The sequence below is a fragment of the Anaerostipes sp. MSJ-23 genome (assembly GCF_018918155.1).
Taxonomy (GTDB): Bacteria; Bacillota; Clostridia; order Lachnospirales; family Lachnospiraceae; genus Anaerostipes.
Window position 1 is genome coordinate 35625 of the sequence record NZ_JAHLPY010000019.1, and the last position, 17777, is coordinate 53401.

General features: G+C 31.8%; 12 protein-coding genes and 1 pseudogene. All 13 read right to left on the minus strand.

What is annotated here, in order from left to right; all coding sequences use genetic code 11:
• Positions 1–130: 130 nt before the first annotated feature.
• Positions 131–820: a DUF6070 family protein gene (locus KQI71_RS10835; protein ID WP_216436151.1), complete on the minus strand. Its 690-nt coding sequence runs from the start codon at positions 818–820 to the stop codon at positions 131–133.
• 23 nt (positions 821–843) lie between these two features.
• Positions 844–2019 (minus strand): HNH endonuclease domain-containing protein, encoded by a 1176-nt coding sequence (locus KQI71_RS12600; RefSeq protein WP_253288049.1) that lies wholly within the window; start codon positions 2017–2019, stop codon positions 844–846.
• The gene (locus tag KQI71_RS10845; RefSeq protein ID WP_118627998.1) at positions 1980–2579 is read right to left on the minus strand and encodes a class I SAM-dependent methyltransferase; all 600 of its coding nucleotides are present in this window, start codon (positions 2577–2579) and stop codon (positions 1980–1982) included. The genes KQI71_RS12600 and KQI71_RS10845 overlap by 40 nt, the downstream gene beginning before the upstream one ends.
• 67 nt (positions 2580–2646) lie before the next feature.
• A complete protein-coding gene (locus tag KQI71_RS12605; protein ID WP_253288050.1) occupies positions 2647–3756 on the minus strand; it encodes an alpha/beta hydrolase in 1110 nt (369 codons plus the stop codon).
• Positions 3753–4163, minus strand: a complete 411-nt coding sequence (locus KQI71_RS10860; RefSeq protein ID WP_008390971.1) for a peptide deformylase — start codon at positions 4161–4163, stop codon at positions 3753–3755. Before KQI71_RS10860 ends, KQI71_RS12605 begins: the two co-directional genes overlap by 4 nt.
• Before the next feature lie 47 nt (positions 4164–4210).
• On the minus strand, positions 4211–5281 hold the full coding sequence (locus tag KQI71_RS12610; RefSeq protein WP_253288051.1) for a DUF3320 domain-containing protein: 1071 nt from the start codon (positions 5279–5281) through the stop codon (positions 4211–4213).
• A pseudogene (locus KQI71_RS13025) lies at positions 5281–5427 on the minus strand (SAM-dependent methyltransferase); the annotation flags it as partial. The pseudogene KQI71_RS13025 and the gene KQI71_RS12610, both read right to left, overlap by 1 nt.
• A gap of 92 nt (positions 5428–5519) precedes the next feature.
• On the minus strand, positions 5520–5789 hold the full coding sequence (locus tag KQI71_RS10875; RefSeq protein WP_009265939.1) for an NrdR family transcriptional regulator: 270 nt from the start codon (positions 5787–5789) through the stop codon (positions 5520–5522).
• A gap of 61 nt (positions 5790–5850) precedes the next feature.
• Complete coding sequence (locus tag KQI71_RS13095; protein WP_216436161.1) at positions 5851–6018, minus strand: EamA family transporter; 168 nt, start codon at positions 6016–6018, stop codon at positions 5851–5853.
• 46 nt (positions 6019–6064) lie between these two features.
• The gene (locus tag KQI71_RS10885) at positions 6065–11317 is read right to left on the minus strand and encodes a DEAD/DEAH box helicase (RefSeq protein WP_216436152.1); all 5253 of its coding nucleotides are present in this window, start codon (positions 11315–11317) and stop codon (positions 6065–6067) included.
• A gap of 2 nt (positions 11318–11319) precedes the next feature.
• The gene (locus KQI71_RS10890; protein WP_216436153.1) at positions 11320–12327 is read right to left on the minus strand and encodes a hypothetical protein; all 1008 of its coding nucleotides are present in this window, start codon (positions 12325–12327) and stop codon (positions 11320–11322) included.
• Positions 12320–15088: a hypothetical protein gene (locus KQI71_RS10895; protein ID WP_216436154.1), complete on the minus strand. Its 2769-nt coding sequence runs from the start codon at positions 15086–15088 to the stop codon at positions 12320–12322. Before KQI71_RS10895 ends, KQI71_RS10890 begins: the two co-directional genes overlap by 8 nt.
• A 13-nt stretch (positions 15089–15101) precedes the next feature.
• Positions 15102–16652, minus strand: a complete 1551-nt coding sequence (locus KQI71_RS10900) for a hypothetical protein (protein WP_216436155.1) — start codon at positions 16650–16652, stop codon at positions 15102–15104.
• Between the last annotated feature and the right edge of the window lie 1125 nt (positions 16653–17777).

The window sequence follows — 17777 nt, forward strand, 5'->3', positions numbered from 1 at the left end:
GTTTTCAATTGCTGTTCTTTCTGTCTCTTTTAATACCATGATATAAGTTCCTTTCTACTTTGGAAATTTTTATGATGGTATTATCTGCTGTTTGATGCATTTCTATTCAACAAATGGCGAAAATTTAAATTCAATTACATTGAAATTCCATCGTACCATCCGTCTGTAATTCTGCTTGATCGGATAAGTAAAATTCCAAAGTCATAATATCTTTTTCATTCAATTCCAGTTTTTTCACTTGATACTTTACCATTTCACTTATAGAAAATTTACCATCTTCTTTATAAATCGTTGTCAAAATTCCTTCTGTCTTTCCATTGTTGCTTTGTAATCGGATATTTGCAAATCCTCCGGAGGTATTTTGCTGTAACAATGTTATCGTTGCTAGTTTTCCAGCTTTTGTTTTTTCATAAAATGTTTTCAATTTCTCACCATGACTTGTCTTGGATGGTTTGAATTTTACTGGTGCATTTTTTGTACTATGTTTTTCTTCCCCGATCTGGGCAACTGGATAACCTTTGGATGTTAATGTATCATATAGCGTTTGTAAGTCTTTTTTTGTAACTTTATTCTCATTGATTTTTATGTTTTGACAAATGTTTGAAATTTGCTTAACTTCTTTTTGTGCTTGAGTTTTTTCTCGCTTTGTTATCACCAATGGTTCCCATTTTTTTGCCTTATGATCTGTTTGTTTTGTTGTTTCTTTTATATTTGATGATCTACATGCTGTAAGTGTTATGACACTTGCGAGTAACAAAATAGCCAGCATCAATCTACTACATATATTCTTCTGATATTTTCTTTGCTTTTCTGACCACATATTCTTCTATCCTTTTATAATCCTTATGAATAATCCCATATTTCATAGCCCTGTCGACGTGCGGAATCATATACAGGTATCATATTCTTTTCCAGTATATTATAAAACATCTCTTTTGAATTACCTTTTCGATATAATTCTTGTCCTGCCCAAATAGAATGAAGATTATCTTTATAACAACCCTTAAATCTGTTATAGATTCCCATATCATCATAAATCATTTGATACATCAGATATTGATTTTGAGCGAAATTTTGAAAAAATGGAGTCCATTTTGGCAGTCGATTGCTCTTCGATGAATTTAAAGAAGAATCCATTGGCATCAGATTCCAGAGTTCATCGTTCATAACAAATGACCATGGAATGAAATGGTCAATATCGTATTTTCCTTTCATAGGTTGTCCAGTAAAGACATCTCTGATTTCTTGAACTTCCATGATATCTTGCCAGAGATCTCTTACTTTTTTGAGCTTTCGTACCTTTTCTTCTGTTGGAGTTAATTTATATACCAGACCGGGGACTTCTGGATTATTGTTCTGCAGCCATTTTACTTTTTCGTATTGAATCCAACCCAAAATATTGACTGTATGATCTTGGATCATCTTAATCCAGTCTTGTTGGAAATATACTTCTTTTTTTAACTTGCTGTTTGTTCCTAATATGTATGGAAGAGTTAAGACTTCTTTATTGAATTTCTGAATATACGCTGTCATTCGATTCGCACTATTCCAATTTACTTTTTCATTACTCCTCGTAAAAAAGCCTGCTAATGCTCGGTATGGAACCATATGAGTCAGCTGTTCTTTCGTCGTTTTTAATTCCTTGTTATACTGCTTGATCGCGTTTTTAATCTCTACTTTCGAAGCATTCGCCGATAACTCACTGAGTTCTGTTAGCAAAAGGACTGCTCTCTCCAATCCATCCTTGATCTGCCCATCCAGTGGCATTCCACTTAAGTGAATATGGAACTCTCTTTCAGAATACCATGCATTTGTGATCATCTCATCTATGATCTCATCAAATGTCGATTCTGTTTTTCCCTCAGAGATTAACTGTATGATCGCTTCCAGCCAGTAAAATTTATAGCAATAGGAGGGACTTTTCATCATTTTAGAAAATCCATCAATATTTAGATTGTTATAATATTTTGGCTCAATTTCTAGGATATTTTTCCCTTGCAAATCAGGATATTCAACCATCGTTCATCACCTCGTCCTTCTCTGACATCTCCTGTTGTCCATATTTCTTTGATCTGTAATTGAGGGATTTGCAAGATAAATTCTTTCAATGAATCTTCTGTAAAATCCGTAAAATAACGCCCATTTCTCTCCCCTTCGAATTCACCATACTTAAATGATGTATAAATGATTCCATTTTCTTTTAATGCTTTGTTCATCTTATGAAATACACGCAAAAGATCATTTGTTGATAAATGAAGGATTGATGCACATGCCCAGATTCCATCATAAATATTCTGGTCATTTAATTCTTCAAACAGCATTTGTTTTACTTTGATTCCTGTATATTTTGAAGCTTCCTTACAAATCTCTTCGGATCCGTCAATCGCCGTTACATTATAGTTTCGCTTTAGGAAATATTTTGTATCACGACCAGAACCGCAACCAAAATCCAAAATTGATGCACCCGATGGAAGATAAGATAAAAATTTATTTTGTATGTTTGTAAAGTCTACGGATCTTGTTGTTTGTATGAATGATTTTGTGTATTTGTTGTAATAGTTTATGGTTTTGTTGTTCATTGGAATCCTCTCCAAACTACTTGTATATTATATTGATTTGCCCATTTCATAAGCACGTTCTGCAAATTTAAGTACATTCTAACAACCATTTGACAGCTTTCGCTAATCTCTTTTGGGCATCAGCAAAATGCCCGCCGCTGTTAAATTCTAATGTTGTTTGCTTTACCTTAGGATCATTGCGCAAAATTCGTTCCTGTGTTCTAGTTCGATCTCCAACTCTTGCCATGACCGGATTCTTTGTTTTTTCTTCTTTTCCTCCAAGGCTTAAGTAGATATTGCTTTCATGCTTTATTTGATGATGTAACACATATTCATCCCATTGTTCGAACCATAAAGAACCGGAGCAGCTTGCAATTGCTGAGAAGATATCCGTTTCATATGCTGCCCATAGAGCAAACAATCCTGCAAGGGAATATCCGATCAGATAAATTTCTCTGTCTACCCCGTAATCTGCTTTTAATTCTGGAATCAAATCATTCATTAACCATTGTAAAGTCTTTGGACCATTTCCTTTAAAATCTTCATCTCCAAAGGCAGCAGGTGACTTCCATGGAGAAAAATCAGCATTCCAATCTATTACCTGAAATGCACAGAAAAGAAAATCTTGATCATTGACTGCCTCCATCAGACAATCCCACATATGTGCTATTTCATTTCCACGATGAGGGTACATTCCCCATAAAATGATCGGACCACCGGAACCATTTTGCTCTATATAACATGCTTTCTGTTTTATCTGTAATTTCTGCATAAATAATTCATCTCCATAAATTTTTCTGCTTTTAATGGATTTATTTTCATGAATTTTGGCTTGTTCCCTAGTTGTAGAATCCTCCAGTTCTTCTAACACATCCATATAATTATCCATCCATTCCATCTGCCATTGTCTGGAATCTGTTTCTGACATCTGGCTTAACGGATCGATTTCGTCAAACATTCCAAGATTCTCTGCCATATCTAGCGGAAACAAAGTTTCATCTGGACCGATTATTACCTGATCTCCAATCCCTAGATTCCTGTCATAAGCTGTTAATTCTTCCATTGAAATCTCTTCTGGTTCATCCATAGAATCTTCTTTTACATAAAAAGTTAACATTGGAATTTCTGTTTCTTCCGCTTCTATTTTTATGATCGTATAAATTGGTATTTCATTCATTGTTTTATTTTCCTCAATCATATCACAATCCCCTTGCAATGATCAATTTCATGCTGTATGATCTGTGCTGTCCATCCAGAATATTTTCCGTGCTGTTCTTTAAAATCCTGATCCAGATAATCTACTTCTATCTCCTTATATCTCTTACAAGGTCTCACTCCATCCAAAGATAAACATCCTTCTTCTGTCTCAAATACGCCTGATTTCTTTGTAATCTTCGGATTGATCATTGCAAACTGAAATGGCCCAACTGCTACTACGATAATGTTCTTTTTAACGCCGATCATATTTGCTGCCATTCCAACACAATGATCCAAATTAGCTCTTAGTGTATCTAACAGATCAACTACTACCTGTTGATCTGCTTTTGTTGCATCTGTTGATTTCTGTGCTAGAAACAGTGGATCTTTCATTATATCTTTTATCATTTTATTTTTAACTCCTTCTAATTTTAATAATCTCACAACCCTTGAATTTATCTACTTATCTCAAATACATTCTTCTCCCCGGTCTCAATAATCTCACCTGTCTTCCGTCCATATTTTAAACCTCGCTCTACTGCTGATACAAGCACATTACTGCTTCGAGCATATCCCATCGTTCGGATTGTTGCTTTTATTAAGTCATCCTTTTTCATTCTGCCATTTTCAAGGAGTGTCATACAAACTGCATTCTTTAACTCCTGCTGGCAGATATCATTTGCTGATCTTCGGGTATTGGCGTTCTTATCTTCTCTGAAACTGTAATAAGCAGACGGATCTTGATCATTCCGCCAATAAAATTTTACTCCCTGTTGTTTGTTCATTTTTGTGCAAGCAGCTTTTAATGCTTTTTCTGTCGCTTCTAATGTCTTGGGACTTGATCTTGCAATATTGAAAGAGCGTAATGTTTTCTTTACCAAAGTATCATAGGAAACTGGTGCTTCTATATCGACAATCTGTTGTATTTTTTCAGTGATTCTTTTCTTGTTTTTACTTTGTACATATTCATCTGTAGATATATCTTCAACTGTTACATCTGCAGGTATGTATGGTTCTTTACGATACAATGAATTTACATCTTGCTTCTGCTTTGTAAGATTCATATTAGATTTTACAACATGATCTTGTTCTGTAGAATACTTTATTATCACAGGTTCTTGAACAGAAATATCTTTTATTTTTTCAATAATCTGCATATCTTCTATACATTCAGACTCTTCCGTACTTACTTCTTCCTTTGCACACACATCGTACGCAGCTTCCTTTTTATGATCCAGACATTCTATCAGTTTCTTTAATTCTTTTTCTTTATTATCCCACCAATCCATGGTCCAGATACGATAAATATCCCATCCAAGTCCTTTTAAAACACTGATCTGTGCTACTTCGCGATCTTTCGTATTTGATGACTGCCGGTAGGATTCTCCATCTAACATAATACCTAATAAATATTCTTCTTCGTTATATGGATTCATGACAGCGATATTAATCTTAAATTTTGAATGTCCTACGGATATTTGGTACTTGTAGCCATGCTCATTTAATGTCTGACAAATATGTTCCATATAATGCCTGTATTTGCTAATCGTTGCAGTACAGAATATGGGGTTGGTTCGTATGGATAGCGGTATTGATCGGATTGAGAGTCATCTCTGCCCATGGTTTTGATGTGCAATAGTTTGTCCCATTTGTTGTCTTGTGTATCGTTCATAAATTGATATCCCTGCCTTCCTGTTTCAATTATTGCAGCAATCTAAAAGACCCAGAAGTCCATGGTCCCTGAGTCTTTTAGAAAATACATTTTTAAATCCAATTGCAGTCTCCACCCGTGATTGCAAGGCTTAGTAAAGCATCCATCTTTTCGACTTCTTCTTCACCCTCGATTTTCTGAAGTAACTGTGCAGTATCTAAAATATCTTCCATATTTTCATCTGGTCCAATCTCATAGTCAATCTCTGCCTCACAGTCTGGACATGGAATCTTCTCCATCATCTGTAATGAGAGGAATCTATTCCCGCATTTTTTACATTCATAATATCCGCATTTTTTTGTTCCATCTGGTACATAATACATTGTTCCTATCTCCTTTTTTGCTTTATTATCACATATTATACATCTAATCTGGTCTATTGTCTTAGTTTTTTTGTGAGATTACAAGCCCAATAAGGATTAATACAGTTCCAATGATAGAAATCACTGTTATTTTTTCATGTAAGATCAACACTGAAAGTATTACGGTTATAACTGTATTTTGGTAAAACAGAACGTATTTGAAATAGATACAAAAGCAATTGCAGGTCATGAGCAATTTTAGTTGCTCATGAATAATTCAGGTTATAAACATATTTTTAAATTTCATCTAAAATCTTTTGTACCGCATATGGCTTTGCATATTTAATATACGCATCGCTAATAAATATTTTCTCTTTGTTCTTTGGTTCTACTAACATCGCTGGATATACAACTATCTGCTTTTCATGATTTTTATTTTTTACCCATATTCCTGAATTATCAATTTTTACATTACAACCGGATAAACTCAATATATTTTCTAATGGATAAATGTATTCTTTCTGTTTTTCTATTTTTATATCGTTTGCGAGTTTGCTTTTTTCACCCCAATCTAATAATTCTAACGCAGCAAATCTATCTAACATTCCATGAACATATTGATTTCTGTAATGTTTTAAGCAATTATGACAAGCATCTCCACATGAACATTCTGTAAGTATTTCACGAATAATCTTAAGTAATTTGGATATCTCATTGGCTACATTAACAGCATATCCTGCACCACTTGATAAACTATCATATAAATATATATCTATATATGCACATGTTGAATTGCTTCGAAGTCTATAACCCGTTACAAGTTCAGAAAATTCAACATCTAAATATTTACTTGCTGCAAGCCTTAGAGCTTCTGCTAATGACTGTGCTGCTCTAGGTAACCATGGATTGCAATTTCTAGTTACATCTATTTTGCTACTGTCTATATTAAATTCCAATACTAACATGTCTGTAACAAAATCATAACCTAAATTTACATTTTTTAAATTTCTATGTGAACATTTTCCCCTAGCAAATTTAGTAATATATGGTCTCTGCACACCTTTAAGAACACGTGCTTCATCTCCTGGCATCGCCGCACCACAATCCTCGCATACAGTGAATCCTCTATCTTCAACACCTTTATTCATCATAATAATTCTTTGATTTTTTCTTGGCGACATTCTAATATTTAAAGTCCCTTCAACGTCAAATATTTCATCTGCATCTGGCAATGTAGAATACAATGGTTGTTGAACGGCTGTATATTCTTCCGTCAATTGTGCGTCTTGGATTGCTCGTGCATTTTTAGGTGCAAATCCCCAAGGCCTAAGCATATTTTTATCTAAAGTCAAGTCTTTATTACCACAAAATGGACATTTTTTTACATTTTCTTCTTCTAATCCAAACCAACCACATTCTGAACATGAAAGGATTGACTTCATATAATTTCCATCTTCCATATATGATTTTGCTGGAGATAACAACTGGCCCTTCTTTTTTTCACTCCCTGGATAAAATAATCCACCAATCTGATAAGTTTGTTTATCAACAATAATTGCTCGTCCTGGAGCATACTCTCCAATGGCTACATCTAAACCTCTTTCAACTTCATACTTAGTTCTACCATAATTATCAGTTATATATGTACTCACAACATTTTTGGGAAATGAATATGTTGGAATAATTCCCTCTTCATATAAGGCATCCAACAAAGACTTTGCTTCAACATCATTAATATTTTCGTCTTCAACACCAAATAATTCTGGATGATCTTCACGTTTTTTCTTAAGTTTTTGCAGATCTCTTTTTATAGAATCCAAAAATTTTTGATAATTAAATTCAATATTAGGCATTAATATGTCGTCTCTCTCCACACGATATTTTTTTGTATATTCAATAAAATTTTCTAAATAATTATCTAAAAACTCAACTGCTGACATCATATCAATATTATTTTCTCTACCTTGTAGATACTCTTGAAAAACTACCATAGCTATATGTCTTTGCATTAATTTTTCACTTTGTACATCTATCCATGGTCTTCTTGGATCTCCTCTGAACATAGGAACAGGATTATTAAAATATAACGTGTCATGTGGTCCATCCTCACAAAATGTTACTATCGTTGAAAGACTAGCTCCATGTCTACCAGCTCGCCCAGCTCGCTGTTGATAATTTTCACGCATTGGTGGAATATTACGAAGTCCAACTGCTACCAATGAACCTATATCAATTCCAACTTCCATTGTAGTTGTACTACTTAAAATATCGACTGGTATCTCTCCTTCTTGAGTTAAATCTTGAAACCGAAGTTCATACTGCTCTGTTTTACTCCACATATCATCACGCTGGTCTTTATGAGAAAGTTGAGCTGTATGCTCTTCAGTATCAATAACATGTATTGATTTTCCATTCAAAGCATCAATAACAGGTCTTCTCCAAAAATCCAACGAATCAAATTCCTTTTCTGTCATTTTATGTATATTAGTTGAACCACAACTTGGGCAATGTTTCTTTAGCATATATGGTGTAATCTCCGAACATTGATCACAGCGATACCATTCTTTTTCTATTTTGAATCTTGGTTTTACTCTCGCTAAATCAACATATAATTTTCCATTGTCTGGCTGGGCCGAATCTAAAAATGCCTCTCTCAATACACTTTTCCATATATTCATTTCTGTAGAATTATTATCCCAATTCATAATCTCCATAATATTCTTTGAAAATTTCCATTCCTTATCAAAACCATACTCTCCATATTTAGGTCTCACATTTAATCGTATATCGTCTGAAATTGTATGCCCCAGAAAAGTCGCCGTGTCACAACCTGATATCATCCACGCATTAAAAAATTCTATAAATTCATTTTCATCTACCCTAATTCCTTCTTCTCCCAATAAATCAATTGCATCGAACATTGCATGATCTGTGGGGTCTATCCAACATAAAGCAGAATCATATAGTGTATTATAACCACCAGAAAATAATCTAAGTAAATAATTTTGCATCTGAACAGGTGCATTATATATTTTAAATCTAGGTGTATATTTCATTCGACGTTTATTATATCTATTATAATTTTTAATAGTTGATTTACAATCTTTAATAAACTTTTCTCTTTCCGGATTATGGAAAATCTGTAAATGTTGTTGTCCTGCAACCAAGCAAAAATAATCATATAAATCATTCATCGATAGCTGCTCATCATCGGATTCTTCCATCATATTAATTGCCATTACAAATAATTGTCTTACTGCCATAATATCAGAAGAATCAGACATATCACGAGCCAATTTTGCCGCTCTTTGTCTACTATCAGAAAACAATAATACCTTTCTTCCTTCATTAGGAAATCTGTCAGGATCATTGTCTTTTCCTACTACAGGAGGTTGATTTTGAAACTGTGCCTGAATCAAATTAAAAAATGATTGGTTACCCCGTGTGCTAAATGAAGTAAGTTGTGTAGAAGAAAGCTGATGTCGACAGTGTGGACAAGTTGTAAAAGTCACTATCTGAGGTCTTCCTTTTGCAGAGTAATTACAATAATATAATTTTCTAATGCCTGGTTTCCCTGCTTGAGAATCATCCTTAAAATTTATAAAACCACTTTTAATATCTAAATAACATGGTTTAATAGCATTTTTTCCTTGTTTTTTAGGAAGAATATAACCATGCGGAGGAATATACAAATGAACTTCCTTCATTCTTCTATCCATCATTTGTCCCGAATAATGCCACAGGTATGCATTTCTTTTAAAATCTGTATCATCTTCAAGTATATATCCTTTATAAAACAAAGCTCCACATCTTCGGTCATTATATAATTCATAAACAACACTCTGACAATATGGACATACCAATTTCCCATCAGATAAAAATATCTCTCCTAAATCTAAAGTATCATCATGATGAGAATGACTACACTCTGGATTTGCACAAGCATAGACACCTTTTATTCCCTTAAACAACATGTGCATTCTAGCGGGAAACAAAACCATGCCTTTTCTATTTTTCGCCATAGGCGCAATTGCTAATAAAACACCTACTGCTTGTAAGGCCTTTTCGTTTTCTACATTTGGAAATATAATCTGTGCTAATTCATTTAAAGATACAGCTTCCCCTCTGCAACTGCTAATTAACAATGAAAAAGGTTCATACTCCATCAAATGATCATACATCCAATAATATATCTCTTCTAAATTTAAAAATTCACTTGATACACCATCAAGTCCTTTCCAAAAATTTCTTAATTCTTTTAAACGTTCTTTTTCATTTCCTTCAAACATATCAGGATTCACTTTTTCATATTTATTAAATGGAATCTTAAATTTTTGATAACTTTGTATACTTTCTCTGATTCCCGTGAGATAAGAAAAATCCAACTCTTTATCCGCAGCTGTTAACTCACTAGCAAATTTTATTACTGCTTCTTTATCTTTATTGTTCCTATCCGGCATACTAGCTGTAGTTAAAATAAATTGAACCCTATCTCTAGAAATACCCAATTTGTGAAATAATCTTCTTATGAGAAAAGCGACCTCACCTCCCGATGAACCTCTATACATATGAGCCTCATCAATTACAAATAATAATTTATTTGACGAATCGACGTTTAACCATTTTTTTGTATCAGACCAAATTTTTGCTTCTTTAGGTCTTAATAACATATATTCAAGCATAGAATAATTTGTTATGAGTATATCTGGACAAAATTGTTGCATCTCAAATCGTGTTATAAGTTCCGCATCCTCATCATCTGGAATATGTTTACTTTCATATAACCCTTCCAAAAAATCTTCCATATTAATCTTCGCAGGTATCTTTCCTTCTTTTGAGAGTTGATCAAAAAAAACCTTTTCACTTTCTGATGTAGGAAATGACATCCTTCTTAGAGTTTTTTCTAATCTTCTATCCTGATTTTTATTAGGTTGCAAACCTGAATATGGTGTTCTACCCGTATACATTCCAAATTGTGGACGTCTCACATTACTTCCACATATTTCTCTAAAAATGTTTATAAATTTATTTTCAGAATCACCAATAAGTCTACGTAAACGGCTTACTTGATCGGATACAAGTGCATTCATTGGATACATGATAATTGTCCTAACACCTCTCATCTGCCAAGTATCCGATGAATTTCTCGCCTCATCTGCAAGTTTTGCCAATAAAGGCCACATAAAACATTCCGTTTTACCTGAACCTGTACCAGTAGCAACAAATAAATCTTTTCCCTCAGTTGCCTTCTCTAATGCTTCTATCTGATGAATAAATGGCGTTGGATATACCCCAATTCCAGCCTTGCTCAGTTTTTCAAAATAATCTTTCATCCAATCTGGAATTTTTGAATAACGAATTCCTTCTTCCTTACTTTTATACGCAGGAGAAGATTCTATATAAGGTTTTTGATACAATACACCTTCTTTATCTAACTGTTCACTAACTGCCGAAAGCAGAATGGGTGATTTAGCAAAATATTGTGATTTTATGTAATTTTCTAGTTCTGCACGTAATTCTTTATGTACAGAATTTGCTCCATTCGACATTTTCATTTCTCCTCTATAAATTCATAGCCTTGCTTTTTCATAAGTTCGACAATCCCCTCAAATACATATCGTGTACAAATTCTATTAAAATCTCTTGGAAGCTCATAAAAAGATGTTGGCCAGCTATATAATTTCCATAAATATAAATTTGATGGCGATGGCAAATAACCAAACTTAACATATACAATATCTCCATCATATCTATATGTTGTTGGAGGAAGTACTCCTTCATAATACAGACATGCATTTGCTAAACTTCTATAATTATAATCTTTTACAATCCATGTCGGCAATTGACATACAAGCAAATTTGCGTCCAGATTTTCTTTGTACAAATAATACAATTTATTTTCCTTAAATCCTGTACGCAACAAAGAATTTCTTCCATCTCCATTCGGTTTATTTACCCAATAACCACCTGTAAAAGGTGGTTTCAATCTTAAGTATTCTATATCTCCTTCAACGTTAAGCTCTGTCCATTCAACATTTTCAGTCCAAATTTTCCATCTATCTTTAAGATTTGTCATATCAAGATGAAAAATATTTTTATACGATGCATTATAACTTGTATTATCTTTTCTCATATATGTACCCAAACCACTTATATTCTGTTGAATATTAAGTTCATAACCTCTTGTAAATATTATATTATTAATAAAATCTTCTGTTTTTTTTGCTGGCACAATTCGATTGGGTATATGATAAAAAACACCTGTGTGTAAATAAATATCATAAATTTCGTCTGCTAAATTCCCCAATTTCTCAGGTAAAAATCCATTTATCTCTGGATATATTTTACGATAACTCTCAAGTACATCAACTATGCGATTTTTCATATGAGTAATCGATGTCATATCTCCCTCAATATCATCAAACAATGCTGCTATAGCCATTCTTCCAAGTAAGGAGTATATGACACGCATTTTCCAATTATTTATAGGCTCTAATTTTCCCTTTTCTATATTATATTCATCTGCTATCTTAACAATAAGGCTATCGTATTTATTCATCAAATTCTCCATATATTTCTGTTATGTATTTCATCATCATTTTTGATATATTGATTTTCTTTTTATCATTATCTTTCAATATCTTAAACAAACGTGACATCTGCATTGTTGAATATGCATAAGGGAGTATTGCAAATAAGACATCAAAATCTTCATTATCATCCTCTAACATGATATGCATATTAGCTATAGATATTTGAATGTGTGACTTGGTTAAAACAGGTAAATGAAATTCTTTTAGTACCCTTTTATAATTATTTTTATAATCTAATTCAAATTCATTAAAATCTTCTGTTTTTTGCGAACACATAAATATTGTTCTAGGCTTTTTATCTACAATGCAATCCGTAAACAATGGTATCATATAATTGAAATAACTCTTTGGTTCAATCTGTAAATCCTCAATAAATGGATGTACCCCTATATAAAATACCTCCGTATTCGACATAATAGATGGAAGTTTATTTATCCATTCTGAATTAAATAGATCATCAATAATGATAATCTCTCCTTTTCTGATCTGCCTCTTATATTCATTATTTCCTATAGACTTTCTATAAATTAATTTTCGTCCGGGTTTACCTACTACTGCACATGAAAATGCTTGTGCTATCGCTTCAGCATTTGGTCCAGCCAATAACAGATTGCTTTTATTTAGATAACTTGCATACAAATATGCTGCCACTGGCCGTGCTAACCTATCAATAACTCCAGCTTCCATTAATTCATATTCAATAGAATCCAATGTCATAATCCAGTCTTCATTAAGCTCTTCTTTTAATTGCGTACCTATTATTGCATCATCATTTTCAAAAAAAAGCTCCTTTTTAGCTATAATTTCTTCATAATCCGAATCATACGATGATTTAACTGGTGCATTAACAAATGCCATTTCCGCTATAAAATCTGCAGCTTTTGTTTGTGCATTTTTTATACGATTGGTTACTGCGTTTTCTACATCTTCTGCAAGTTGTTCTTTTAATTCTAATTTATCTTTAAATTCAGATAATTCTTTCTCGCATTTCTTTTTGTCATTCTTTATAAACAATAACTCTTTCTTCGCCTCAGATAATTTAATATTCATATTTTCTATTTCATTCTGTTTGTTTTGAATAATAATTTTATTTTCTTCTTCCCACTCTTCATGTATAACATTTTTAAATCTCAATAATGTTTTTTCATCTGATAAAATTACCTCTTTAATAAGATCATCTGATACAGTGGTTCCATTAATATAATTATTTGCTATAGAAATAAAATCTTTTAACTTTTTCTCAGCAATCATCAATGAACAATTTAACTTTTCTACAATTTCACTACAAATCGAATCTGTGTCAAGTTCTTGCAGAAAATTTTTCAAAAATCGCCACTCTTCTTTTTTTGTTTTTCCTGCCTTTTTAAATAAAGACCAAGAATTCCTATCGATTATAATATTTTTGATTAATTCCATTTCATCAATAATCGAAACCACTTCTCTCGGAATTCCAAGTCCCATCTTATAAAAAAAACTTCTATCATTAGCTAATTTAAAAAAATCATTTTCTCCAAATTCATACTTATTCAATGTAATCACGGATGATTTAAGTTTATATTTATTCCCCATTTTTTCAAAATCATATACATTACATAAAAATCCGACATATTTCCCTTTTTCTACATAAACTGAATACATACCAAGATTCGGTAAACCGTTTTTTTCAAATCCATCTTTCAGTAAGTTAATCATTCCTTCCTCATCTTTCTGATGAAAAAAAAGAATTTCTATTGGATTTAGTTCTTTAACAAATTTTGATGATATAAAATCCTTATCTCTGTTGTTAATGTTTTGAGTTGCCTTCCACATCCATATGCCCATGGTTCCAATATCACGAGGTCCGTCATTCAAATATAATTTATTCCTATTGGCATATTGTCTAGATTCACTTTCATCACAATAGAACACTTCGAATTCTCCAGATTCTGTAAGATCCGCATATCGTTCAATCATTTTAATTCCTTTATAGTCCGGTGCTAATACCTCACATAAAGATATAAAATCATACTCTTTGGATTTAATTTTTTCCTTATCGACAACAATTTCATGATTTGCTCGTTCTCTTAAATTCTTCAATTCTTTTTCATTTTTTTTATATTCTTCTTCTAATTTTTCTAATTTATTTTTGTATTCGGACAATTGTGAACCAACATCATTTTTATCTTTTATTAATTCTTTAATTACTTTATCATTATCTAATTTATCTTTTTCAAGATTTTTTATTTTGACAAATAGTTTTTCATTTTTTTTAATATCTTCATCATAATCATTATTCTTTTTAGTTTCTCTGTCATATTCATTTATCTTATTCTGCATGAAACCAATTATTTTATTACAAACATTTAGTAAATATGATGATCCCTTTTCCTCTCCTATAAGTTTAAAATATAACTGTACATTATCTACAAAATACGAATCAATTAAAGTAAGTGCAACAGCATCTTCATGATTTCTATTATTCTGTTCTAACTTCTCAATATTTACTTGAATCTCTGCAATCCACTTCTTAAGCATTATATCAATATATCCACTAATAAATCTTTTACTAAAATTTTTAATCGCCAAATCTACAGCTTCTTTATCCGACATACTATATGGCCTGAATCCTGGTTTTATTTTTGAAAATTCTTTAGAAAAAGCTGCAAACTGTTTTTTTAATACTTTTCCAGAAATAGCTTTACAAATGTACTCGACATCTTTATCTGTTAATACTTCCGTATATTCCATCCTTTTTCTCCTCTTAATTTCTTATTTTTCTTTCTATAATGAAAATTAAATACTTATAGGCTTGTTCATTAATACTATTTTCTCTTATTCTTTTATACAACCACATTTTGATTTTCGGATATTCATCTAATCTTGCTGCCAAACTTCCTATAGTATGTGAAACTTTAATTTTTTTACCTGAAAATGAATTTAATTTTTCTAAAATAGAATTTTCATCATTAATTGTCTGAGTATGAACTTTCATAAACTTAATTTTTTTAATTAAATCCAATCCTACAAAAATGGAAATTTGTGTCCCCCATGTAATCTGATCAATCTCTACTCGTCTATCTCCATTGATAAGCCTTTTATCAACAATCTTATCATTCTTAATAATTTCGACAAACCCATCATATTGTGTTTTTATAAGAACTTTCCCGTTTTCTGGTAATGTACTTATTTGTTCCGAATCAATAAAATTACCTCTTATATCTGTAATTTGTGCTTTGGTATTATCTCCTAAACCATCCAATTCTTCTTTCCAAAAATAAGCATAATTTAAGGCTTTTGTTCTACCTGCAGAAATCAACTGTTGTCTTGAGTTGCATTCAATCTTTAATATCGTTTCATCATAACAATCAAATTTCTGCTTATAAGCTTCAGGAAAAGCCACTATATTACTAGCATTCCCTTTGATATGTAAAAACATATTTCTTTGGTTATGCTTTATTACATATTTATTTTCTATATAGATTGGCCAAATCTGTTGAATATCAATAGGTGACTCTGTTAATCTGCAATGATACTCTAAAAAAAATTTTGCAGATTCTTCACTATAATCATTTGCCACAACTTCAAATATTTTCCAATTTTCTGATAAAATCTCTTTACATGAAATTTCTTTTATACTTACATGCCCACTTTGAGAATTATCAATTCTATTTATACAAAGAATAAAATATTTTTTCCCAATAATAACATCTGCATCATAAACCATCTTTCTACCTGTGTTAGCATCAAATACCGTTCCACTAGATATAATTCCATTATTTTTTCGAGGCCAAAATTTATAAATATCATCCTTAACACCTTCAACATTAACAATAAATTCTGTAGATGGATTTTCTCCGATTGAAAGATACGTAATACCATCAATATTTAACCTTTCACCAGAATATATATATTTATTTTCTTCAAATCCTTTCGATGTAATTATTATTTTCATCTGTTTAGAATTTAGGTTATATGGAACTGGAATAAATCCCAACTCAAATTCAAAATTTTTTCTTGTAATATTTTTTATTCGCATTGGTAACTCATGATCTGAAAAATCATATGTCATTGAAACATGTGCACCTAAAGCACGTTCTGGACAATCTTTATTTTTCTCCGAACGACTATGTTTAAAATATCTATTTCGACAGCTACCATTAGTTAGCGATACATACTGTCCACATAATTCACACATAAATAATCCACTGTTCGCTGACACTCCACCAATTGGATGTAATTTAGCAGCCTCAGCTGCAGTAATCCTTTCCCATCCTTTATTTTTCCACATACAAACATGAGTTAATGAAGTCATGAGTTTTTACTCCACCTTTCCTATCAAAACCATAATTTTATCCTATAGCTAGAAACATAAAACAAGAAGATATTTTCAAACTCCATCATCAGAAAATGAAGAAATCTTCTATTCAAGATGTGAATTTGAAAAATAGTACATCAGCTAGTAGTTTTAAATAGGCCATTAGCTGATGTGATTTTAAATCATATTCCCATGACAGTTATATGATTACTATCCAAAGTATTAATCTTTAACATTATATTTCTATGTGTAAAATTTACTGATTAGATAATACGTTACAAGAGCAAGCTCACATTCTTTATAGTAGCTCAACCGCCTAGATAAATGCTCAGTCCATACTAAACAGCCAACTATCCCATATAAGAATATGCTATATTCCAATAAGTCTTTTTTATTTATAATTTTCTCGGATTTTACGTCATTGTATTTTTATCTGATTAGTTTTTATTATTTTTAACAAATTATATTTATTATACCATATATTTGTTGATTTTCAACAACTGAACGTAAACCCATCTGCCTGCTTTATCGTAAATAAATGGGCTTTGTTATTATAATGTAAACGCACAATAGCACGTACCTTTTTTATTAAAATTACTCTGCGGTCATTTTCCTATCCAAGTATTAAAATTGATTCTGTGACTTGTTCAAGCTGTTCATTCTATGTATAATTCATTATACGGACCTCCGATAATTAAGATGTTTTTCATCCGCCAAGATGATATTTTAATTATACTGTGAGGTTCTTCTTTCGTCCATTGACATTATTTATTAACTCAACTTTCCTACCAATAAAATTGGCATAAACCGTTGATTTATCAACTAAATTTTTAAAATAATTGGTATCTTGACATAAAAATAGCACCTAATGCGAGAACTACCCAGAAAGAATTAGAAAAACTAGCACCGTGGAATGAAGAAGTGCAAAAGATGTTTGCTAGGAAAATGAAGTAAAGTACTAGCATTCTATTATTCTAGCAACACCCTAAGATAAAGCGCTTACCATCGTAAACGGTAAATCAGTGTTCCCTACAAAATCCTAAAATAATCTGAGATAATTAACTCAAGATTTTAAACAGTGTCAAAAATGTTAAGCCTTAACTTTTTTGACTTGTAAAAAAG

Bases quoted from the DNA above. Each gene is read 5' to 3' on its own strand.
- KQI71_RS10835 (WP_216436151.1), bottom strand. From the start codon at position 820: ATGTGGTCAGAAAAGCAAAGAAAATATCAGAAGAATATATGTAGTAGA.
- KQI71_RS12600 (WP_253288049.1), bottom strand. From the start codon at position 2,019: ATGGTTGAATATCCTGATTTGCAAGGGAAAAATATCCTAGAAATTGAG.
- KQI71_RS10845 (WP_118627998.1), bottom strand. From the start codon at position 2,579: ATGAACAACAAAACCATAAACTATTACAACAAATACACAAAATCATTC.
- KQI71_RS12605 (WP_253288050.1), bottom strand. From the start codon at position 3,756: ATGATTGAGGAAAATAAAACAATGAATGAAATACCAATTTATACGATC.
- KQI71_RS10860 (WP_008390971.1), bottom strand. From the start codon at position 4,163: ATGATAAAAGATATAATGAAAGATCCACTGTTTCTAGCACAGAAATCA.
- KQI71_RS12610 (WP_253288051.1), bottom strand. From the start codon at position 5,281: ATGGAACATATTTGTCAGACATTAAATGAGCATGGCTACAAGTACCAA.
- KQI71_RS10875 (WP_009265939.1), bottom strand. From the start codon at position 5,789: ATGTATTATGTACCAGATGGAACAAAAAAATGCGGATATTATGAATGT.
- KQI71_RS13095 (WP_216436161.1), bottom strand. From the start codon at position 6,018: ATGACCTGCAATTGCTTTTGTATCTATTTCAAATACGTTCTGTTTTAC.
- KQI71_RS10885 (WP_216436152.1), bottom strand. From the start codon at position 11,317: ATGTCGAATGGAGCAAATTCTGTACATAAAGAATTACGTGCAGAACTA.
- KQI71_RS10890 (WP_216436153.1), bottom strand. From the start codon at position 12,327: ATGAATAAATACGATAGCCTTATTGTTAAGATAGCAGATGAATATAAT.
- KQI71_RS10895 (WP_216436154.1), bottom strand. From the start codon at position 15,088: ATGGAATATACGGAAGTATTAACAGATAAAGATGTCGAGTACATTTGT.
- KQI71_RS10900 (WP_216436155.1), bottom strand. From the start codon at position 16,652: ATGACTTCATTAACTCATGTTTGTATGTGGAAAAATAAAGGATGGGAA.